Genomic DNA, 20,788 nt, shown 5'->3' on the forward strand with positions numbered 1-20,788 from the left:
TGCCATTGTTCCTGCATCTCTAATTACGAAACCTGGGTTACCAGCACCATCAGTCCATATAAAGCGATCAGTTGTTGCCGTCCATGTGTAAAAGACATCAAATCCAGTATTGGTTGTATTACAACTTCCATCCATACCACTATCAGTAAAAAGTGTGGCATCGTACGAGAAATTAAATGACGCACATCCTGTTCCTTCTGTAGAAGGGGTTATTGGAGTTGCAGTGGCAAAAGTATCACCTTGAGCATAAAGCCCCATTGATGATAATATGCATACGCATAAAATCAGAGTAATTTTTTTCATTAAAATTTAAGATAATGTTAGTAATGCTCTAAAAATATGTTAATTCATTGTTAATGCGATAAACTATATCTTGCAAATCGATTAAAAGCAATTAAAAACGTTATACTACTTAGATTGAATTTTAAAATTGTAACCTAATAAAAAAGAGCACCTGATAAAGAGGTGCTCTTCTAATATTTATGTAATAAATCTACTTTTCCATAAACTGATCCATCACAGCATCACTAACACCCATGTTACTAAATCCACCGTCGTTATAAAGATTTTGAAGTGTAACACGCTTAGTTAAATCACTGAATAAAGTGACTGTATAATTGGCGCAATCCATAGCTGTAGCATTTCCTAATGGAGACATTTTATCTGCATAAGCTAAAAATCCATCAAATCCTTTTACACCACTACCTGCCGTTGTTGGTGTTGGTGACTGAGAAATTGTATTTACTCTTACATTTTTATCTCTTCCAAAGAAGTAGCCAAAGCTTCTTGCAATACTTTCTAAATAGGCTTTATTATCTGCCATATCGTTATAATCTGGAAATACACGCTGGGCCGCCATATAAGTCAGAGCTACAATACTTCCCCATTCATTCATTGCATCCGCCTTATATAAAGTTTGCATTACTTTATGAAAAGACATTGCCGATACATCAGTTCCCTTTTGAGTCCAATCGTATTTTTGATCTGTATAAGCTCGTCCTTTCCTTACATTAATAGACATGCCTATAGAATGCAATACAAAATCTAACTTACCACCTAATATTTCCACGGATTTTTCAACAAGATTTTGTAAATCTTCTTCTGAAGTAGCATCTGCTGGAATAATTTGAGAACCTGTTTTTTCTGCCAGAGCATTAATCTGTCCCATTCGCATAGCCACCGGAGCATTTGTCAAAACAAATTCACCACCTTCTTCATGCACGCGTTCTGCTGTTTTCCATGCAATTGAGTTTTCGTCTAATGCACCAAAAATTATTCCCTTTTTTCCTTTAAGTAAGTTATACATAGTATATGTTTTTAGTCAGTTTTTTCGGTTGTAAATATAGTATTAATTCAATAATTGCTTTGCGTGAGCCATTGCCGATTCCGTCACTTCTAAACCTCCAAGCATTTGGGCAATTTCAACGATACGTTCGTCTTCATCTAAGCGTTTAAGTTGTGTATAAGTTTCGTCTTTTTCGTCAAATTTATAAACCTTATAATGCGACGCTCCTTTCGCTGCAATTTGAGGTAAATGTGTAATAGCAAAAACTTGCATTTTACTGCTCATATGCTTCATGATATTACCCATTTTATTTGAAATCTCACCAGATACCCCTGTGTCTATCTCATCAAACATAATTGTAGGCAATTGAATGTATTCAGATAAAATAGATTTAATAGCTAGCATAATTCTTGACAATTCACCACCAGAAGCCGCCTTTTTCAATTCATTAAAGCTAGAACCTTTGTTTGCCATAAAAAGAAATCGAAGGCCATCTTTTCCATTTGCACTAAACTGATTTAGAGGCTCCAATTCAATTTTAAATTTAGCATTTGGCATCCCAAGATCTGAGGTCATTAATTCTAATTTTTCAATCAATATTGGGATAATGGCTTGTCTTTTGTTTCTGATATTTAAGGCAACTTGATCTAAATCTTTATTTAAATCAAATAGCTCATTTTCTTTCTCCGAAATTGTATTATCAAGACTTTCTGTATTTGAGACTTTAGATTCTAAATCTTTTTTTATTGCCAATAGTTCATCAATAGTATTTACACCATGCTTATGAAATAAATTATTGATATGTTGTAACTGTTGATTTATACGGTCTAGTTCAAGTGGATCTGCTAGCAATTGGTCTTGCAGGTTATCCAATTCCGTAAGAATATCATCTAACTCTATGTGAACGCTGGTAATTCTTTCGTTTAATTCTTCGTACGTTTTCCCAAAAGAAGAAATTCTGTTCAACTCTTGTTTTACGGTATTTAACTGATCAATTACACCTTGGTTTTCAGAACTTAAAATAGCCTTAGCGTTCCCAAGTTTTTCACTGATAACCTCTACATTATTTAGCTGCTCGTATTGAGATTCTAATTGCTCTAAGTCAATATTTTCAAGATTTATCTCATTAAGCTCTTTTGTTAAGAATAGATTATAATCGTACTCTTTAACCAATTCTGCTCTTGACTGTGTTAACACTTCAATAGATTTAAGAAGTGATTTATACGCCTTGAGTGTTTTAGTATATTTAAATAAATTATTGTCATTATTTGCCAATGCATCAATTACTTTAAACTGGTATTCGTTCTCGATTAATTGTTGTGTTTGATGCTGAGAATGTATATCTATAAGATGTTGACTTAACCTAGAGAGATGATCTAAAGTGGTTGGTGTATCATTAATGAATGCTCTTGATTTTCCCGAAGGCAAAATCTCTCTTCTAATTATCGTCTGTACATCATAATCTAAATCTAAAGAGGAAAATAAGGATTTAAGATCGTAATTTGCAACATCAAAAACCGCCTCAATGACGCATTTATGGTCTTTATTTTTAATCTGACTCAAATCTGCCCGTTTACCTAACACCAAAGACAAACCACCAAGTAATATGGATTTACCAGCACCAGTCTCACCTGTTATTATGGTCAACCCATTGTTGAACTCGACATTAAGCTCATCAATAAGAGCGTAATTTTTTATGTAAAGGGATGTAATCAAAAAACAAAGATTTTACACTACAAAAATATTGAATCTGAATTAAGAAAAAGATGGAAAAATAAATTTTGAAGAACTAAAATTTAATATTGCGCCATTTTTGAGAATGCATTGGTGCGATTCTATTAAGAATATCTACGGCATCGGTAATATTAACACTAGGTCCTCCTGATAGTATATCCATTAACTCGTCTGACTTAGCATCGAAGAAAACACGCATCAAATAGGAATTTGGTCGTCTTTTGTGAATTTCCTGTAGTTCCGTTAAAGTAGAAATCACTTGAACTTTTCCCTTTTTGGCATCGTCTGCCATTATATCCAATCCTGTAATATGGTAATCATACATAGTAGAACGGATTTCTTTAAATGTTGGCGAAAGCAAATTATCTATTAGTGCAAATCGTGACTGAAGACCATCTTCTAGTTTCCAACCTTGTCCATTTAATTGTTGCGAATAATTAGCAATCGTTTGGGCTTGAGCAAAAAACTCATCACCACCATTTAATGCAAAAGAATCTGCATCCATCCCTAAAATCATAAACACATGAAATGACAACACAGAAATAAGATTAGACTCAAACTGTAAAGGATTGTAAACTAAATTCTGGAATTCTAAATACTGAAAATTAAAATCCTTATCGTTGTAGTTATATACAGGAGAACTGTACGTTGAGTTAAATATTGGTCTGGATGAAGACACCTGAAGTGTTGCATTAAAACGGTCATTTTCGTAACTCGTAACATTTATAACCATACTGCAGTTAATGCGCTCTTCAACACTGAACCCTTTTTCAGTCCATTGTGTGTTATTTACAAACTCATTAAGCTGCTTTTCTAAGGTCTTAAAAACTACATTATTGTCATTACCTGTTTGTTGTGCAATGACATTAACGGTACAGTTGAGTTCTTGAGAGCTCACAATACCTGAAATTAAAAACGCTAAGAAAACGATGAGTCTACGCATGTAATTGTTTTTGTATCTGATTCATTAAATCTGAAGCAACTTCAGCTTTGGATTTTAACGAATGTTCAATAACATCATTTGATGATGTTATAAATGTAACTTTATTTGTGGATACTCCAAAACCTGCACCTTTATCCTTTAAGGAATTAAGTACTATCAGGTCTAAGTTTTTTGACTTTAGTTTGCCTTGCGCATGCTCCAATTCGTTGTTAGTTTCTAATGCAAAACCAACTAAAAACTGATCCTTTTTAATTTCTCCCAAGGATTTTAAAATATCCTGTGTTTTTTCTAACTCAATACTAAACGTTGCATCCTTCTTTTTTATTTTTTGATCTGCAACTGTTTTTGGTCTGTAGTCTGCAACTGCTGCTGAAAGTATAGCAATATGAGAATTTTCGAAGTGTTTATGCACTTCATTATACATATCCTCAGCACTTGTTACTGGTTTTACATTAACCAAAGTGTGGCTTATTTTTTCATGCGTAGGACCAGTCACCAAAATAACCTCAGCGCCTAAATTTGCAGCTGCATTTGCAATTTCAAATCCCATTTTTCCACTTGAGTGGTTCCCAATAAAACGCACTGGATCTAAGGCCTCATATGTTGGTCCGGCCGTGATTAGAACGCTTTTACCTCTAAGCGGTAATTTACTGAGTATATCTTTTTGTATAAAGTCTACAATAGCTTCAGGCTCTGCCATTCGCCCCTCTCCTACTAAACCACTAGCAAGTTCTCCCGTACCTGCAGGAATCATTTTATTACCGTAGGCATTTAATTTTTCAAAAGACGCCTTAGTCGATTGATGCTTATACATGTCTAAGTCCATTGCTGGGGCAAAGTATACAGGGCACTTTGCCGAGAGGTAAGTGGCGAGCAATATATTATCACAAACACCATTTGACATTTTTGCCATGGTATTAGCTGTGGCTGGAGCAATTATAAAAAGGTCTGCCCACAATCCTAATTCAACATGGTTGTTCCAAACCTGCCCCTCATCTTCTTCGTCTACAAAGGATGAATACACTGGATTTTTGGATAATGTAGAAAGCGTAAGCGGAGTAATAAAATCTTTAGAAGCAGGCGTCATAACTACTTTTACGTTAGCGCCCGCTTTAATAAATAATCTGACCAGACTGGCAGATTTATAAGCGGCAATACCTGCGGTAATGCCCAATAAAATGTTTTTGCCCTTTAGAATAGACATGAAATTTTATTCCTGAGTATCCTCAGTGTTTCTGTGATAAATCTTATCATCTAACCACTCCTTAACTGCTAAAGCATGTGGCTTAGGTAACTTTTCGTAAAACTTAGAAACTTCGATTTGTTCTTTGTTCTCAAAAATTTCTTCAAGACTGTCATTATATGTTGCAAACTCTTCTAGTTTGTCGATTAACTCACGTCTAATGTCAGTATTAATTTGTTCTGCACGCTTTGCAATAACCGAGATCGCTTCATAGATATTATCAGTTGGTGCATCTACTTCATTTCTGTTATAAGTTACAGTGGTTACTGGTGCATCTGTCTTCTTTAAATCCATCTTTATAATGATTAACTTTTTGTCGTTATTGTGTTTAACTCTTGTTGTATTTCGTCTTTCATTCTATGAGCCTCATCCATAAATTCAGAACTAGGATACGCTTTAATGAAGGCGTTATAATATCCTAAGGCATCGTTCAAACGCTCTTCTTTTAACTCATCGATACTAAGTAGGGCTAGGTTGTAAGCAGCGTCTAACCTGTAAAACATAGCTTTATTTCTCAATGTTGTCCCAGGAAATTCTAAAAGAAAATTATTAAACGATTTAATTGAGGCCTTATAGTCTCTAATTAGATCGTATTGTTTTGCGATTTCGTAAGCTTTCTTTTCTAGCTTAAAATCTAATTCTTTGACTAGGGTATTTGCTTCACTTAAGTATTTGGAGTTTGGGTATGCATTAACAAATAGCTGCAGTTTTTCAATGGCTTCAACGGTTTCCTTTTGCTCCTTAGAATATACTGGTGAATTAAAATAATAACCCTTAGCCGACAAAAATGCCGCCTCTTCAACGCGTTCACTTTGTGGATATATATCTCTAAACTTATCGAAATGATAACTTGCTATATAATAATCTTTCATCTGATAAGAACACATGGCGTGCATAAACGTTAACTTCTCTGCCTGAGGCTTTCCTCTATATTGAGGGAGGATTTGGTTTAACAATCTGTATGATTTGCTCCATTTTTCAGCGTCAAATAATTCGGTACCCATTTCAAATTTGGCAGCAACATCTTCAGAACGTAATGTTTTCTGAAAATCACTACATGAAACTAGTAAAAGGGTTATAAACAGTATATTAAATGCATTCTTCATAAATTTTAAACAGGACGCAAAACTACGTATTATTAACGGATTTTAAAAACAAAATTGATACGCTAATATAACTTCAGTTTTAAACGCGAATTATAATTTACATTAAGTTTAACGTTTGCCCAAATTGCTAAGCTCTTCTATAATTGCTTTTTTTAATTCTTTTGAAGCCTCAACAAGTGGTAATCTTACATGCGATTTAGAAATATCTAAAGCTTCCAACACAGCTTTAATTCCGGCTGGATTATTCTCTGAAAATATCATTCCGGTGATAGGCATGAGTTTAAAATGAACATCATAAGCCTCTTTGGCCTTGCCTGCGATACCCAATCGAATCATTTCAGAAAACTCTTTTGGAAGCGCCTGACCAATTACTGAAATTACTCCAGATCCACCAGCTAATGCAACCCCTAGGGCTAAATCATCATCTCCGGAAAGGACTAAAAAGTCTTTTGGTTTTGTCCTTAACAACTCTAAATATTGATGCACATTATTACCTGCTTCTTTTACAGCAATAATATTATCAAAATCATTTGCAAGTCGTATTGTTGTAGTAGGCTCCATATTTTTTGAAGTACGACCTGGTACATTATATAGAATAATCGGTTTAACTGTTGCCTCGGCAACAGCTTTAAAATGTTGATATAAGCCTTCTTGTGTAGGTTTACTATAGTATGGCGAAACCGAAAGAATGGCGTCAATATCAGAAAGGTCTGAAGTTTTTAGTTCTTCAACAACTTTCGCTGTATTATTACCTCCAACACCTAAAACTAAAGGCAATCTACCCTTGTTGACCTTCGCAATAAATTTAATGAGCTGTTTCTTTTCTTTAGAAGTTACCGTTACACTTTCTCCTGTAGTTCCACTAATAACAAGGTACTCAGTGCCATTTTCAATATTTAGTTCAACTAAGCGCTCTAAAGCATCAAAATCAATGCTTAAATCTGCATTGAATGGAGTGATTAAGGCTACTCCTGTGCCAACAAACTGGGTCATTATAATTTATTTAAAATATTAAGGTACTTTTCTAATTCTTTCTTAAAAACTTCAATCTCCTGTGGTTTAATATCAATTATTAAATCATATAAGCGCTCTTCTTCTTTACTTAAACCAACTTTAAACCTAGCTTTAGACATTGCAGTAATTAAATCCAATTCCAATATGTCCTTTTTATGGTAGCTTATTAAACAATCGTAAGGTTCATCTATCAAGGATTTTAAATCAACATTATTAATTTTCCCATTCCATCCAAAATCCTTTGGACTAAAATGGGTGTCCCATTGACTTGATTCAAATTTGTCATTTTTAGTAAAAGCAATTACTTTATGCTTTGGAGATGTCAACCCTAAGCCCCTAAAATACTGTCTAAAAACTTCAAAATCAGCATAATCATCTAGGCAAAGTAAAACCACAATAGTTTTAATTTTATTGCAAGACTTTGCTACCTTAGGAGCATCTAACAATTTGTTAATGTACTTTCGATTCGATTTTTCTTTAAAAGCTTTTAAAAACATATATCTTTAACGTTGTGCAAATTTAGCAAAAGCACTCCCAATTTTTTGTTAACGATTTAGAAGTTATTCAATGACTATTAAACATACGCTAAAACTTCTGCTGTTACTTATGATTTTTTCTTGTGATAGCGATTATTACCTCTCAAATATTAAAGGAGAGCGATTAGATATAGATGAAAATCTAAAATCAGATCCAACAATAGAAAAGTTTATTAAACCTTATAGAGAAAGTGTCAATAGACATATGGATAGTGTTATTTCTTATGCACCAGATTCTTACTCAAAAAACGACACTCAATACAACACGGCTATCGGGAATTTAATGGCAGATGCTGTACTTGAAGAAAGTGATCCCATTTTTTATTCGCGAACTGGTAAGCATATCGATTTTGTTTTACTTAATCATGGCGGAATAAGAGCAGCTATATCAGAGGGTGATATAAAAATTAGAACTGCCTTTGAAATTATGCCATTTGAAAACTCTGTTGTGGTTGTTGCCCTAAAAGGCAAACAATTAGTATTGATGTCAGAATTTTTAGCTACAGGAGGAAGAGCACACCCATTATCAAAAACGTTTCAACTTATTATCAATGAAGACTCGTCGGTGAAATCAGCTACTGTAGACGGACAAGAAATTGACCCAAAAAAAACCTATTATGTAGCAACTAATGATTATTTATATAATGGCGGTAACCGAATGACCTTTTTTCATCCGAATGATAGCCTGTATGTGTTAGATTATAAGATAAGAAGTGTAATGATTGATTATTTTAAAAAACAAGACACTATTAATCCTAAACATGATAATCGCTTTATCATGAAAACTGACTAATCCAAAATGAAAAGAAGACAATTTATAAAACAGTCGAGTGCAGCAACTGCATTATTAAGTTTAGGAAGTTCATCCATGCATTCCCTCGATGATGTAAGTAAAAGAATAACTATTCTGCACACCAACGATGTACATAGTCATATCGATCCTTTTGGACCAGAAGACAGTCGGAACCCAAACAAAGGTGGAGTGGCAAGGCGGGCAACTTTAGTAGAATCCATTAGAAAACAGAATCCACATACGTTATTACTTGATGCTGGTGATATTTTTCAAGGAACACCTTACTTTAATTATTATGGAGGTGAATTAGAGTTCAAACTCATGAGTATGCTAAAGTACGATTTAGCAACCATTGGTAATCATGATTTTGACAATGGTGTAGATGGCTTACTTGCGCAAATGCCACATGCAAAATTTGATTTTGTTTCTGCAAACTATGACTTCTCTAACACAGTCCTTGACACCTTCGTGAAGCCTTATAAAACGTTTACAAAGAATGATATTAAAATTGGTATTTTTGGGCTTGGCATCCAGCTAGAAGGGTTAGTAAATAAAGATATGTACAAAGAAACTATTTACCATAATCCAATTGAAATTGCCCAAGACATGTCAAGAATATTAAAAGAGGAAGAACAATGTGATCTAGTGATTTGTCTCTCGCATATTGGTTATTATTACAGTGATATGCCTGATCGCGTTTGCGATTTAAATTTAGCACGCTCAACAAAAAACATTGATTTAATTATTGGTGGACATACACATACTTTCCTGCCAAAACCTACGATAGAAAAAAACAGTGAAGGAAAAAATGTATTGGTAAATCAAGTCGGTGCCTATGGCCTTTACTTAGGTAGAGTTGATTTTTATTTTAAAACTGGAAAGGAAACTCAGTCGGAAGGGACAACTATATTAATTTAGTAATTTTTGTAAGGTGCTTAAAATCTGACGTCTAAGATTTCAACTAAATAACGAAAACATGAAATCTAACAAAATAATTTTAGTATTGAGAATTGCAGTTGCGGTTATTTTAATTCAAACACTTCGTTTTAAGTTTACGGCGCACCCAGACAGTGTATACATTTTTGAGACTGTGGGCTTAGAACCTTTTGGTAGAATCGGAATAGGAATATTGGAACTTATAGCTGGCATACTTCTTTTAATTCCAAAAACCGCATGGGCTGGCGCAATATTAACACTAGGACTTATTGGAGGCGCAATAATGATGCATCTCACAGAAATCGGAATTGTAGTTAAAGGTGATGGAGGTGTATTATTTTATACAGCTGTTGTGACCTTTACTCTAAGTGGAATAATTTTAATTAATCAGAGAAAGGCTATTCCTTTAATAGGGCAAAAAATTAGTTAAATATTATTCATCTGCATACTCCGGGATCGGACCAGTAAATTGGACTTGAGATTGTAAATAGAAAAATATAAATGCAACCACAAGGAAGAACGAATATATGAATCCTAGGCTTCGATCATCCTCTAAAATATAATAATAAGCCAATTGAATAATCTCAGAAAAAACGATACAGATAGATCCAATAAGGATTAACATGGATTTATTATCATTCCTATACATATAATTTATCAAAGCTACAGATAGCAATGCCATAATAACTGCATTGTAGATGAACTCCAAAATATATTGAGAAATATCTAATGCACCTTTCGTTGTATCTGTAACTAACACCACACAAAAAACATCTAAAGATACTAGTATGATAAGAGGAATAGTCAATTCTGTAAATACTTTCTTAAAATCTAACTCTGAAGTGATTCTAAGAATTAGAAAAATATAAGAAATAATATATAAAATATTAGCAGTATAATAGAATAGATCTATTTCGTAATGCTCAATGGGCTCAAAAAACCAAGACGAATAGCTAAGCACATGCGCTATTGTAAAAACTACTATAAACCAAAAAAATAATTTCGACTTCTTTTCTGTCCATTTACAATAAAGGATTGTTAAAATCACTAGCATTACTGCACTTACTGCTGCTCCTTCCAACTCCAAAGCCTGCCCCTGCAGCACTATAAAAATACAGCCTAGTAATAGCAATAATACTTTTAAGGTTCTATTTATTAACATTAACTAATCCCTTACTAACGCAACAAATATAAAAATATTCTGCAATTAAACGAAAAAAAATGCTTTTAATCGGCGATAACACTCATTTATTGTAAGAATTTATTTCATCAACTCTAAAAATGCTATTTCAGTTAATATTGTTATGTTTAAATTTTCAGCCTTAGTCCTTTTACTAGGCCCCATTTTATCTCCCGCCACAACATAACTGGTCTTTGAAGAAATTGAAGACGACACTTTACCACCATTGTCTTCAATGAGCTTTTTAAGATCTGCTCTAGACACTGTTTCAAAAACACCAGAAACCACAAAAGTTTGACCTTTTAATTTATCTGTTTGATTAGCTAATTTATCGGCAGAAATTTCTAATTGAACACCATAATGCTTCAATCGTGCAATAATCGACTTATTAGCCTCAATCGAAAAGAATTCAACAACACTCTTAGCAATACGATCCCCTATTTCATCTACACTAATTAAATCTAACATAGATGCGAACATTAGAGCATCTATAGACTTATAATGTTTCGCTAATTTTTTTGCAACTGTTTCGCCCACGTATCTTATTCCCAGAGCAAAAAGGACACGTTCAAAAGGGATTTGCTTAGATGCCATAATGCCTTTTACTAAGTTTTCTGCACTCTTCTCAGCCATTCGTTCTAAAGGAATAATTTGATCTACAGTTAATTCATAAAGATCTGCATAATTGGTTATTAAACTTTCTTTGACCAATAAAGCCACTGTTTCACCACCCAATCCCTCAATATCCATAGCCTTTCTTGAGATATAATGCTGGATACGACCTACGACTTGTGGAGGACATCCACTGTCATTTGGACAATAGTGTTTGGCCTCTCCTTCGGGTCTAATCAGTTCCGTTCCACATTCTGGACAATGCGTAATGTAAACTGTTGGTTGAGAATCTTTGGGTCGTTTACTTAAATCTATGCCAACAATTTTAGGAATAATTTCACCGCCTTTTTCTACATATACCGCATCTCCTACTCTAATATCTAATTTCTCTATTTGATCTGCATTATGTAAGGATGCGCGTTTAACGATAGTGCCTGCCAATTGAACTGGTTCTAAATTTGCCACAGGTGTTATAGCTCCCGTTCTTCCTACCTGATATGTAATTTCATTGAGTCGTGTAGAAACTTGCTCTGCTTTAAACTTATATGCCATAGCCCATCGCGGTGCTTTAGCCGTAAACCCTAGTTCATCTTGCTGAAATAAACTATTCACCTTAATAACCACACCATCTATTTCATAAGGCAAATTATGACGGTGCTCATCCCAATACGCCACAAAGTCTAAAACCTCATCAATGGAGTTAACTAATTTAGCTTCTTTTGGGACTTTAAATCCCCAAACTCTTGCTTTTTCCAGCCCTTCATATTGCGTTGATATATGTAAATCGTTGCCTTTAATACTGTATAACAAACATTCAAGCGGACGTTTTGCCACCTCGGCACTATCTTGTAATTTTAAACTTCCTGAAGCTGTATTTCTAGGATTTCTATAAGGCTCTTCATTATTAGAAATACGCTCTTTATTCATTTTTAAAAAACCTTCAATAGGCAAGATAATTTCCCCTCTGATATCAAATCGTTTTGGAAAATCACCTTTTAGCTGTAATGGAACTGTTTTTATAGTCTTCACATTGGGTGTAACCTCATCACCTTGTACTCCGTCCCCTCGAGTAACAGCACGTATCAACTTACCATCCTCATAAGTCAAATTTATTGAAGCACCATCATACTTGAGTTCACAAGTATATTGAACCTCACCGTCAACCATTTTTTTGATTCGCTTCTCCCAGTCTAATAAATCCTCTTTCGAATAGGAATTATCAAGAGAATACATCCTAAAATCATGAACAATAGTATTGAAGTTCTTTGTAATAGTACCGCCTACACGTTGGGTTGGAGAATTATGATCAAAAAGCTGCGGATTGGCATCCTCTAAAGCTTGAAGTTCCTTTAATTTCATATCAAACTCATAATCACTAATCGTTGGATTATCGAGGATGTAATAATTATAATTATGTTGACGAAGTTCGTCACGTAACTCTTGTATTTTCAATTCTATTGTCATCTACAATCTTTCTTTATTTAACCATTTAGGTGCTGGCAATGGCACAAAATTGTTCATTTTTTCCAACAACCCTTCAATTGTTGTATCCATGACAACTGCATCTAAATTTTCCTGTTTCAAAAATCCACGATCTACCATTATTTTACATTGTTGAATCAACGCATCGTAATACCCATTAATATTTAAAATACCAATAGGCTTAGAATGAAGCCCCAATTGCCCCCATGTTGTAATTTCAAAAAACTCATCCATTGTACCAAACCCACCAGGAATAATTATAAATCCATCACTTCTATCATAAAATATTGCCTTTCGATCGTGCAAAATGTATGTTTATATAATTTAGTTAAGACCATAATGAACAATTTCTTTAGTTTCTAAAAAATGCGGAATAACACCAATCACCTTACCATTTCTTTCAAGAGCTCCTTCTGCAACTTTTCCCATAATGCCAATTTTAGCCGCACCATAAACCAATGCAATAGCATTTTTGGCAAGTGTTTGTCCCAATTGATAAGCTGTTTCAATAATCATTTGATCATTGCCCTCACTACTGCCGCAAAACACAGATATACTTTTCATTAAATCATATGTCCTTTTATCATTCTATCGTTACCATTTAAATCTTTTCTTAACACAACACCTTCAAACTTATAAGCGTCTAATAGCGTCACCATTTCCTTTCCAAGATACTGGTTAATTTCAAAAAATAATTGACCATCAATATTCAACTTATCAACAGCTAATGCTGCTATTGCATCAAAAAACTGAAGAGGATTTTCATTATCAACAAACAAAGCTAATGAGGGCTCATTGTCTAATACATTAGGGTTCATTTCTTGTTTTTCTAAACACCGTACATAAGGAGGATTAGAAACGATAACATCAAAATTTAAATCGTCCATTTGACAACTCCAAGAAGTTTTATCTAATACATCTCCCTCTATAAATTGAATATTTACCTGATTATCCTCTGCGTTCGTTCTTGCTACATCTAAAGCCTGTTCTGAAACATCTAAGGCATATATAGTTGCATTTTGTATGTGCTTTGCAAGTGCAATAGCAATACATCCAGAACCTGTTCCAATATCTAAAATCTTAAGTTTCTTATTAGTTTGCCTACTTGCATTATCCTTGACAATCCAGTTAATAAGCTCTTCAGTCTCTGGTCTTGGGATAAGAACATCAGAATTTACCTTAAATTTTAAACCATAGAATTCAGTCTCCCCGAGGACATACTGAATAGGCTTTTGAGCTTTTAACTCATTTAATACGGTTATGAGCTGCCCTGTTTCAATTTTTGAGAACGTGAATTCAGGGTCTAGTGCTAATTGCAATCTTGAAATATTAAAATAAAACTCTGTACTCAAGAAATAAAAGGTTTCTACCTCGTCCCTTCCGTAGATAGCATTCAACTCGTTATGGAAAATTTGCTTTAGATCTAATGCTTTCACGGTTATAAATCTTTTAGCATCCATACAGAACAAGAATAATGCCCTGTATCACCCATTGGCTCATCTATAAAATCAAACCCAACTTTTTTATACAATCTTCTAGCATTATCCATGTAAGGCATTGTCTCTAAATAACACTGATCAAAGCCTACATTTTTAGCAAATTCAAGACATTTGAACATCATCTTACTTCCTAAGCCTACACCGCGTGCCTCAGGCAGAAAATACATCTTTTGCAATTCGCATACGTTGCCTTCATAATTATCTAAAGGAGATATTCCAGCACCCCCAAGAATTGCATCATTCTGTTGCAAAACAAAATAGGCTTTTCGAGGTTGATTATATGTTTCCGTCATGTAATCCAGAGCTTTGTCTTCGTAAGCTGTACCAACCTTAGGCACTCCTAGCTCTATTAAAACGGAGCGAATGGCTCTAGCAATTTTTGGGTCGTCATCGGATTTAATTTCTCGAATAACAATAGTATCTTTACCCACCTTGAAATATTATTTTATACTGTAATTAAATAAGTTTCAAGATAGCCATATTTAAACTTTTATGACCAATAGATTACCATTCATTTTACTATTTTTTACACTACTTTTCAACTGTTCAATAAATGAACAACCTGAGTTTATTGGCATTGATAATATTAAGATTTTAGACTCAAACATCAAGAATATTACCATTAGTGCCGATGCACACTTTACAAACCCAAATGACCTAAGTGGTCAATTAAAAACTGACAATCTCAAAGTCTACATCAATGATTTCGAAGTTGCAAAATTTATTTCTAAAGAATTTGAAGTACCTAAGAGAAAAGATTTTAAAATACCACTAACCGTGTCCATTGCAACAGACAGCATTATCGATAAAAAAAGTGTTGGAGGCCTATTGAGCAGTCTAATATCTCAAAATTTGAAAGTACAGTATAAAGGCAAAATAAAATATAAAGTACTAGGATATTCCTCAACATATGATGTTAATGAAACCCAAAATATTAAAATAAAACTGTAATTGAACTCCCACGAAGACTATATAAGACGCTGTATTCAAATAGGATCTAATGGCCTAGGAACGGCACAACCAAATCCTATGGTTGGCGCTGTTATTGTTTATAATAACCGAATCATTGGGGAAGGTTATACAAGTCCTTATGGTGGCAGTCATGCTGAGGTTAATGCAATCAATTCTGTGCATGACATTTCTCTATTATCAGAAAGTACCTTGTACGTTACCTTAGAACCATGCAGTCACTTTGGAAAAACACCACCTTGTAGTGACTTGATAATTAAACATCAAATCCCAAGAGTAGTTATTGGATGCATAGACGATAATCCTGAAGTTGCCGGTAGAGGTGTTAAAAAATTAAGAGACTCAGGATGCGAAGTCATTCTAGGTATTCTTGAGGAAGACTGTAAAAACCATCATAAACGGTTCTTTACCTTTCATAACAAAAAACGACCTTACATTATTTTAAAATGGGCTGAGTCTGGTGATGGATATATCGCTCCTAAAACAAAAAAAGAGAAACAACCTGTTTGGATAACTAACGCCTATTCCAGACAATTGGTGCATAGATGGAGATCTGAAGAACATGCTATTTTAGTTGGTACTACTACCGTTATGGAGGATAATCCAAGCTTGACCGTAAGGGATTGGAAAGGACCAAACCCAATAAGAGTTGTGTTAGATAGGTCGAAAAAACTAGATGTTGAGTACGCTGTTTTTAACACTAAAGCAAAAACAATTAGGCTATTAGAAGATCATATCAACTATGACTTACCTATTGCAGCACAGATTAGTAAATATCTTTTTAAACAAAATATTAGTTCAGTCATAATCGAAGGTGGGTCAAAAACCATTCAGTCATTTATTGATGAAGAACTTTGGGATGAAGCTTTTGTCTTTTACGGTTCTGTTCTCTTTAAAAATGGCATTAAAGCTCCAAAATTTAATGGTTGTCTTAAATCTGAAACTCGCATTCTAAAGGATACATTAAAAGTTTATGTCAAAAATTAGCACTTTAATATTCGATTTTGGTGACGTCTTTATCAATTTAGATAAAGAAGGGGCTATGCAAAATGCTTTAAACCTATTTAAAGTAAAAGCATTTGAAAAGGATATGCTTAACACCAATACTCTATATGAAGTTGGAGCAATTTCTACCAAGCAATTCTTAAAATTTTATAGTAATAAATTTCCAAATCTAAATGAAGCGGAAATTATTGATGCTTGGAATTTTATCATTAAAGATTTCCCTACACATCGTTTAGAGTTTATTCAAAATTTGGCTCAGGATAAGTCTTTTAACTTGATGCTTTTGAGCAACACCAATGAAATGCACATCAATTTTATTGCCTCATCCGTGAGTTTTTACCAAGACTTTAAGTCTTGCTTTGATAAATTTTATTTATCACATGAAATACATCTACGAAAGCCAAATACTGATATTTTTGAGTTTGTTTTGAGAGAAAATGGTTTAAAACCAAACGAATGCCTCTTTATCGATGACACTAAAGATAATACTCTTACTGCAGACAAGCTAGGTTTTAATACATGGACTATTGATGAAACTAAAGAGGATATCATAACTATATTTGAAACCAAACAAGCGCTGTTTTGATTTATTTAAGTCTTAGTATATTATCATCTACATCAATTTTTATACTTTTTAAACTCTTTAAAAAGCATAATATAAACACACTGCATGCTATTGTCGTTAATTATATCACCGCTGGTACTTGTGGAATTGTTTTTTCAGAACAAAGCACGAGTTTTCCAGCCATAGTAAATTCCTCATGGGTATATGTTGCAATAGCCTTAGGCTTTCTGTTCATTTCAATATTCAATGTCATGGCACTAACAGCTCAAAAAAATGGGCTTTCCGTTGCATCTGTTGCAAGTAAAATGAGTGTTATAATCCCAATTCTTTTTGGCATTCTTATTTATAAGGAAAGTATCGGTATTCAAAAAACCATTGGAATTATATTGGCCTTGGTTGCTGTATTTCTCACATCTATCAAACGAAAAGATGATACTGTATTAACACAGTCTGTTTATTTACCATTATTATTATTCTTTGGGTCTGGTATAATAGATACAAGTGTCAATCATTTTGCACCTGAAAATAATATCCCTTTATTCTTAACAGTAATTTTTGCAGTGGCAGGATTTATTGGAATTATAATAAGTATTTATAACGTTGTTAAAAATGAGTCTAAGTTTAAGTTTAAAGCCGTCCCTTTTGGTTTTGCCTTAGTCACTGTTAATTATGGCTCAATGTATTTTCTATTGAAAGCTCTAAGAATAGAGGGATTTGAAAGCTCTAATATTTTCACGATTAATAATGTAGCCATTGTTGGAGTTTCGGCTCTTGTAGGACTAATACTTTTCAAAGAACATATTTCAAAGCAAAATTGGCTAGGTATATTAATCGCCATTGCTTCAATAATTCTTGTAACGATTTAAATTAAAAAGACCCTAACATTAAAATGAAAGGGTCTTTAAATAATATTATATTTTGACTATTGTTTTAGTATTTTAATGACTTCAGAATTATTACCAATTGATATTTTAACCATATACATACCATCTGTTAAATCACTTAAGTTAATGTAATCCGCATTTTCAGCCTTTAAAATAACCTTTCCAGTTATGTTATAAACTTCAATTGTATCAATACGATCATTCGAATTAAAATTTAAAATATCCTTGGTAGGATTTGGGTAAACACTTAATTCAGCAAGAACTTGATCACCTACCGATAATAAATTAGAACAATTTTCTGATATAGAATTAACGTCTTCTATAATACCGGTGTTATTGAAAGTTACACCGCTAAATGCTGGATAATTTTCAGGGTATCTATGTGCTCTAAAAGAACCTGTACCAATAGGAGTTTCAAATTGATTAAAAGTATTGTTTTGAGCGGTAGGTATTTCATAAACCCATACCACTTCGCCAAGACCATTAACTTCTGTAAATCGTCCTCTGTTGGTTTCGCAAATCAAGGCATTTCCGTTAGACATAATTTGGACACCACTTCTGCTCCCTTCTAAAACTATTTCTCCCATCACTGTACCATCATAAGACCAAAAGTAATCTTCCGGTAAAAACTTTCCAGCACTCATTGCGTATACACCATTAGTGTCATTTTGATCAATGATATGAATAGAAGATGCTGCTAAATCAGTACCATATCCATCATTGCTAAACACAGAGAGTTTTCCTGCATGCGGACCGTCTTCTATCCACTTAATATCGTGCTGTCTACCTAACTTTCTATCACTCAAAGTACCCCTATTATAAACTTCAGGATTTCCCCATCGCCATAGAAAATCTCCTCCCTTGCCATAAATTCCACCTGTATGACCAGCAGCTTCAACGGTAGTGGTGCTATGATCTATTATAAATACCTCTTTTAAATGTCTTGAAGAAACTGCAATTTGATCTAAAGCTGCATTATACTCAACAGCATTTGCATGTATAGGATTTGTGCCATGACCATCTTCATAATTAACATCTAACAGTTGAGGGTTGTCTGCTACTACACCAAAATTAGCTTTTGAGGCATCAAACTCCTGTACTAAATGATCAAAAAGCTTCCATTCCCAAACAATATTAGCGGTATCAGTACCAACTGGCTGAATCTCTACAATGCGCTCTAAAACTAGAGTATCTTCCGTGAAAGAAGTGTCTAAACCTGCATCAAACATTTCAGTATTTGTGTATGGATCTCTGACTAATACTAAAATATTTCCATTGGGGAGTGGTTCAATGTCGTGATGAATTCTAAAACCAAATTCATCTTGGTAATTAATACCCCAAACAGGATTATTATTCCAATCTTTAATCTGAACATTAAAACCACTACCCAATAATAAGTTCCCATTTTCTAGTAGATAAACCATTCTGCTTGTTTGGTTTGGTGCAGTTCCCCAATCACTTGTCCATTGGTTTACAACCTCTCCACAGTTATTAATAAGAAGTATTCTATTGTCATTCAAAGAAGTAAACAAAGTATAACCAGGTGATTTTTCGAGATTAACATTGTTGTAGACCAATCCAACTGTCTCTTGAGACATGGCATAATTTAGGAATAACAGGGTCATTAATAGTAGAGTCTTGTTCATAACTTATTGCTTTTTTCTACAAATATAATTAACCTAATTAAAAATTAAAAACTGATTGCTCGTGACAGTAAATGAAAGATTAGACTCACCAAATACATTTAACTTAGGAAAGTACTGTCCTATAACCAGAATTAATTTTCTCCTAGTGCTGTTCCTATTATTATATTCGTAGTTCATATGGATAAAGACACATATTACACGATTAAAAAATCCTCTGAAGGCATTCAGTTTAAAGACAGACACAGTAAATTTTTTGGGTTTGCCTATCCTATTATATCTGAAAAGGAGATTAAACCACTTCTAGAAAGTCTTAAAAAGCGACATTATTCTGCAAGACATTGGTGTTATGCCTATCAAATTGGTACTGAAAACTTGAGGTATAGAGCCAATGACGATGGCGAACCTAATAACTCAGCTGGAATGCCCATATATGGGCAAATTCAATCCTATGAACTAACAAATGTTTTGATTGTTGTTGTGAGATACTATGGCGGTGTGAAGTTAGGAGTTGGTGGATTAATAAATGCTTACAAAACTGCGGCAAAGAATGCCATAAACGCTTCTGAAATCATATCAAAAACCATTGATCAAAATTTTAGATTAAAATTTGACTATAAGGACATGAGTAAGGTCATGCGGATCTTAAAAGAAAAAGACGCTGAGATAATTAATCAAAAACTAGAAGAAAACTGTTTGTTAGAAATATCTGTCAGAAAAGGTATCGCTTTGAACGTCTTTGAGCATTTTACTCAGTTTTTTGGTGTTCAAATAACTGAATTATAACGAATAATTTTGCAGTTTGTCTAAAAGATATTTTGGACATCTCGTTGGTCTATTGTGTTTCATATCTACAAAGGCCAAAATTGTGCTGCCAGTGGCTAGTAATTCGCCTGATTTTTTTTGCAATACGTACTCAAATTCAATGGTTACTTTGGGTATCTTTTTTAGGCGTGTTTTTACTTTAAGAACATCATCATAACGCGCTGAATTTTTGTAATTTATGGATAGTGAAATAACAGGCAGCATAATACCTTCTTCTTCCATCCCCTTGTAGGTAAGGCCAAACGCTCTAAGCCATTCTGTTCTACCAACTTCAAAATATACTGCGTAATTGGCATGATATACAATACCCATTTGGTCTGTCTCGCCATAACGCACTCTTATTTCTGTCTCATTAAATTCCAATAAGATGGATTTATTTGAAAAAAAAATTGTATTTTTCTATTTGGATTAAACATGAGAAAAAATATCTATAAATTCAATAAAAAACGATTTTTTTTTTAAAAATTTTGTTCACATATTTGTCTTAGTTAAAACGACGAGAGACTCCCAATTCTCTTTTTTTTTGCTAATCTA

25 protein-coding genes are annotated in these 20,788 nt (G+C 33.7%); 8 read left to right on the forward strand and 17 right to left on the reverse strand.

From position 1 onward, the window contains the following. The 9 genes from HRU49_RS06230 to HRU49_RS06270 form a co-directional block, all read right to left on the reverse strand. The coding region (locus tag HRU49_RS06230; RefSeq protein ID WP_296355262.1) for a hypothetical protein at window positions 1-303 on the reverse strand (303 nt) is incomplete at its 3' end. A gap of 190 nt (window positions 304-493) precedes the next feature. After that, entirely contained in the window at window positions 494-1,306 is an 813-nt protein-coding gene (locus HRU49_RS06235) for an SDR family oxidoreductase (protein ID WP_296355264.1), read from the reverse strand. A 42-nt stretch (window positions 1,307-1,348) separates the two neighbouring features. Continuing rightward, window positions 1,349-3,001, reverse strand: coding sequence for a DNA repair protein RecN (recN, locus tag HRU49_RS06240; protein WP_296355265.1), 1,653 nt, complete (start codon window positions 2,999-3,001; stop codon window positions 1,349-1,351). Window positions 3,002-3,074: 73 nt separating this feature from the next. After that, window positions 3,075-3,962: a DUF4835 family protein gene (locus tag HRU49_RS06245; RefSeq protein WP_296355266.1), complete on the reverse strand. Its 888-nt coding sequence runs from the start codon at window positions 3,960-3,962 to the stop codon at window positions 3,075-3,077. Next, window positions 3,955-5,166 (reverse strand): bifunctional phosphopantothenoylcysteine decarboxylase/phosphopantothenate--cysteine ligase CoaBC, encoded by a 1,212-nt coding sequence (gene coaBC / locus HRU49_RS06250; RefSeq protein WP_296355267.1) that lies wholly within the window; start codon window positions 5,164-5,166, stop codon window positions 3,955-3,957. Before coaBC ends, HRU49_RS06245 begins: the two co-directional genes overlap by 8 nt. Before the next feature lie 6 nt (window positions 5,167-5,172). Then, entirely contained in the window at window positions 5,173-5,499 is a 327-nt protein-coding gene (locus HRU49_RS06255) for a DNA-directed RNA polymerase subunit omega (protein ID WP_155087189.1), read from the reverse strand. An 11-nt stretch (window positions 5,500-5,510) separates the two neighbouring features. Further along, window positions 5,511-6,311: an outer membrane protein assembly factor BamD gene (gene bamD / locus HRU49_RS06260; protein ID WP_296355272.1), complete on the reverse strand. Its 801-nt coding sequence runs from the start codon at window positions 6,309-6,311 to the stop codon at window positions 5,511-5,513. Between the two features lie 108 nt (window positions 6,312-6,419). Next, window positions 6,420-7,304, reverse strand: coding sequence for a 4-hydroxy-tetrahydrodipicolinate synthase (gene dapA, locus HRU49_RS06265; protein ID WP_296355273.1), 885 nt, complete (start codon window positions 7,302-7,304; stop codon window positions 6,420-6,422). Continuing rightward, complete coding sequence (locus tag HRU49_RS06270) at window positions 7,304-7,822, reverse strand: hypothetical protein (protein WP_296355275.1); 519 nt, start codon at window positions 7,820-7,822, stop codon at window positions 7,304-7,306. Before HRU49_RS06270 ends, dapA begins: the two co-directional genes overlap by 1 nt. A gap of 70 nt (window positions 7,823-7,892) precedes the next feature. Here HRU49_RS06270 and HRU49_RS06275 point away from each other — a divergent pair, with 70 nt between their 5' ends. Genes HRU49_RS06275 through HRU49_RS06285 form a run of 3 tightly spaced genes read left to right on the forward strand, consistent with a single transcriptional unit; the run spans window position 7,893 to window position 10,020 of the window. Continuing rightward, window positions 7,893-8,654, forward strand: coding sequence for a 5'-nucleotidase (locus HRU49_RS06275; RefSeq protein WP_296355277.1), 762 nt, complete (start codon window positions 7,893-7,895; stop codon window positions 8,652-8,654). A gap of 6 nt (window positions 8,655-8,660) precedes the next feature. After that, a complete protein-coding gene (locus HRU49_RS06280; protein ID WP_296355279.1) occupies window positions 8,661-9,572 on the forward strand; it encodes a metallophosphatase in 912 nt (303 codons plus the stop codon). Between the two features lie 58 nt (window positions 9,573-9,630). Next, a complete protein-coding gene (locus HRU49_RS06285; protein WP_296355281.1) occupies window positions 9,631-10,020 on the forward strand; it encodes a DoxX family membrane protein in 390 nt (129 codons plus the stop codon). Window positions 10,021-10,023: 3 nt separating this feature from the next. Here the strand turns inward: HRU49_RS06285 and HRU49_RS06290 are convergent, their stop codons facing one another. The 6 genes from HRU49_RS06290 to HRU49_RS06310 form a co-directional block, all read right to left on the reverse strand. Next, window positions 10,024-10,752, reverse strand: coding sequence for a hypothetical protein (locus HRU49_RS06290; protein WP_296355283.1), 729 nt, complete (start codon window positions 10,750-10,752; stop codon window positions 10,024-10,026). A 99-nt stretch (window positions 10,753-10,851) separates the two neighbouring features. Continuing rightward, the gene (ligA, locus tag HRU49_RS06295; protein WP_296355285.1) at window positions 10,852-12,846 is read right to left on the reverse strand and encodes an NAD-dependent DNA ligase LigA; all 1,995 of its coding nucleotides are present in this window, start codon (window positions 12,844-12,846) and stop codon (window positions 10,852-10,854) included. After that, on the reverse strand, window positions 12,847-13,170 hold the full coding sequence (locus HRU49_RS14690) for a TIGR00730 family Rossman fold protein (protein WP_363146384.1): 324 nt from the start codon (window positions 13,168-13,170) through the stop codon (window positions 12,847-12,849). It abuts the gene before it with no gap. Window positions 13,171-13,188: 18 nt separating this feature from the next. Continuing rightward, window positions 13,189-13,428, reverse strand: coding sequence for a hypothetical protein (locus HRU49_RS14695; RefSeq protein ID WP_363146386.1), 240 nt, complete (start codon window positions 13,426-13,428; stop codon window positions 13,189-13,191). Next, window positions 13,428-14,300: a peptide chain release factor N(5)-glutamine methyltransferase gene (prmC, locus tag HRU49_RS06305; protein WP_296355287.1), complete on the reverse strand. Its 873-nt coding sequence runs from the start codon at window positions 14,298-14,300 to the stop codon at window positions 13,428-13,430. Before prmC ends, HRU49_RS14695 begins: the two co-directional genes overlap by 1 nt. A gap of 2 nt (window positions 14,301-14,302) precedes the next feature. Further along, complete coding sequence (locus HRU49_RS06310) at window positions 14,303-14,794, reverse strand: GNAT family N-acetyltransferase (protein WP_296355289.1); 492 nt, start codon at window positions 14,792-14,794, stop codon at window positions 14,303-14,305. Between the two features lie 61 nt (window positions 14,795-14,855). On the opposite strand from HRU49_RS06310, the gene HRU49_RS06315 reads away from it, so the two are divergent. The 4 genes from HRU49_RS06315 to HRU49_RS06330 are packed head-to-tail and all read left to right on the forward strand — an operon-like array spanning window position 14,856 to window position 17,768. Further along, on the forward strand, window positions 14,856-15,314 hold the full coding sequence (locus HRU49_RS06315; protein WP_296355291.1) for an LEA type 2 family protein: 459 nt from the start codon (window positions 14,856-14,858) through the stop codon (window positions 15,312-15,314). Further along, complete coding sequence (gene ribD, locus HRU49_RS06320; RefSeq protein WP_296355293.1) at window positions 15,315-16,319, forward strand: bifunctional diaminohydroxyphosphoribosylaminopyrimidine deaminase/5-amino-6-(5-phosphoribosylamino)uracil reductase RibD; 1,005 nt, start codon at window positions 15,315-15,317, stop codon at window positions 16,317-16,319. Then, complete coding sequence (locus HRU49_RS06325; protein WP_296355295.1) at window positions 16,306-16,923, forward strand: HAD-IA family hydrolase; 618 nt, start codon at window positions 16,306-16,308, stop codon at window positions 16,921-16,923. The genes ribD and HRU49_RS06325 overlap by 14 nt, the downstream gene beginning before the upstream one ends. Further along, the gene (locus tag HRU49_RS06330) at window positions 16,920-17,768 is read left to right on the forward strand and encodes an EamA family transporter (protein ID WP_296355297.1); all 849 of its coding nucleotides are present in this window, start codon (window positions 16,920-16,922) and stop codon (window positions 17,766-17,768) included. The genes HRU49_RS06325 and HRU49_RS06330 overlap by 4 nt, the downstream gene beginning before the upstream one ends. Before the next feature lie 56 nt (window positions 17,769-17,824). Here HRU49_RS06330 and HRU49_RS06335 read toward each other — a convergent pair whose 3' ends face one another. Next, entirely contained in the window at window positions 17,825-19,432 is a 1,608-nt protein-coding gene (locus HRU49_RS06335; RefSeq protein WP_296355300.1) for an aryl-sulfate sulfotransferase, read from the reverse strand. 177 nt (window positions 19,433-19,609) lie between these two features. On the opposite strand from HRU49_RS06335, the gene HRU49_RS06340 reads away from it, so the two are divergent. Continuing rightward, entirely contained in the window at window positions 19,610-20,215 is a 606-nt protein-coding gene (locus HRU49_RS06340; RefSeq protein ID WP_296355302.1) for a YigZ family protein, read from the forward strand. Here the strand turns inward: HRU49_RS06340 and HRU49_RS06345 are convergent. Next, on the reverse strand, window positions 20,210-20,617 hold the full coding sequence (locus tag HRU49_RS06345; protein WP_296355304.1) for a thioesterase family protein: 408 nt from the start codon (window positions 20,615-20,617) through the stop codon (window positions 20,210-20,212). The two genes, HRU49_RS06340 and HRU49_RS06345, sit on opposite strands and share 6 nt — an antisense overlap. Window positions 20,618-20,788 lie beyond the last annotated feature (171 nt).

Origin of the sequence: Winogradskyella sp., from assembly GCF_013213975.1 — a bacterium.
Taxonomy (GTDB): Bacteria; Bacteroidota; Bacteroidia; order Flavobacteriales; family Flavobacteriaceae; genus Winogradskyella.

Excerpts from the sequence above, each read along its gene's own strand:
- HRU49_RS06280 (WP_296355279.1), top strand. The coding sequence starts at position 8,661 with ATGAAAAGAAGACAATTTATAAAACAGTCGAGTGCAGCAACTGCATTA.
- HRU49_RS06315 (WP_296355291.1), top strand. The coding sequence starts at position 14,856 with ATGACCAATAGATTACCATTCATTTTACTATTTTTTACACTACTTTTC.
- HRU49_RS06270 (WP_296355275.1), bottom strand. The coding sequence starts at position 7,822 with ATGTTTTTAAAAGCTTTTAAAGAAAAATCGAATCGAAAGTACATTAAC.
- HRU49_RS06340 (WP_296355302.1), top strand. The coding sequence starts at position 19,610 with ATGGATAAAGACACATATTACACGATTAAAAAATCCTCTGAAGGCATT.
- HRU49_RS06290 (WP_296355283.1), bottom strand. The coding sequence starts at position 10,752 with ATGTTAATAAATAGAACCTTAAAAGTATTATTGCTATTACTAGGCTGT.
- HRU49_RS06335 (WP_296355300.1), bottom strand. The coding sequence starts at position 19,432 with ATGAACAAGACTCTACTATTAATGACCCTGTTATTCCTAAATTATGCC.
- bamD (WP_296355272.1), bottom strand. The coding sequence starts at position 6,311 with ATGAAGAATGCATTTAATATACTGTTTATAACCCTTTTACTAGTTTCA.
- HRU49_RS14695 (WP_363146386.1), bottom strand. The coding sequence starts at position 13,428 with ATGAAAAGTATATCTGTGTTTTGCGGCAGTAGTGAGGGCAATGATCAA.
- dapA (WP_296355273.1), bottom strand. The coding sequence starts at position 7,304 with ATGACCCAGTTTGTTGGCACAGGAGTAGCCTTAATCACTCCATTCAAT.
- HRU49_RS06285 (WP_296355281.1), top strand. The coding sequence starts at position 9,631 with ATGAAATCTAACAAAATAATTTTAGTATTGAGAATTGCAGTTGCGGTT.
- HRU49_RS06325 (WP_296355295.1), top strand. The coding sequence starts at position 16,306 with ATGTCAAAAATTAGCACTTTAATATTCGATTTTGGTGACGTCTTTATC.
- coaBC (WP_296355267.1), bottom strand. The coding sequence starts at position 5,166 with ATGTCTATTCTAAAGGGCAAAAACATTTTATTGGGCATTACCGCAGGT.
- ligA (WP_296355285.1), bottom strand. The coding sequence starts at position 12,846 with ATGACAATAGAATTGAAAATACAAGAGTTACGTGACGAACTTCGTCAA.
- HRU49_RS06255 (WP_155087189.1), bottom strand. The coding sequence starts at position 5,499 with ATGGATTTAAAGAAGACAGATGCACCAGTAACCACTGTAACTTATAAC.
- HRU49_RS06275 (WP_296355277.1), top strand. The coding sequence starts at position 7,893 with ATGACTATTAAACATACGCTAAAACTTCTGCTGTTACTTATGATTTTT.
- HRU49_RS06235 (WP_296355264.1), bottom strand. The coding sequence starts at position 1,306 with ATGTATAACTTACTTAAAGGAAAAAAGGGAATAATTTTTGGTGCATTA.
- HRU49_RS06245 (WP_296355266.1), bottom strand. The coding sequence starts at position 3,962 with ATGCGTAGACTCATCGTTTTCTTAGCGTTTTTAATTTCAGGTATTGTG.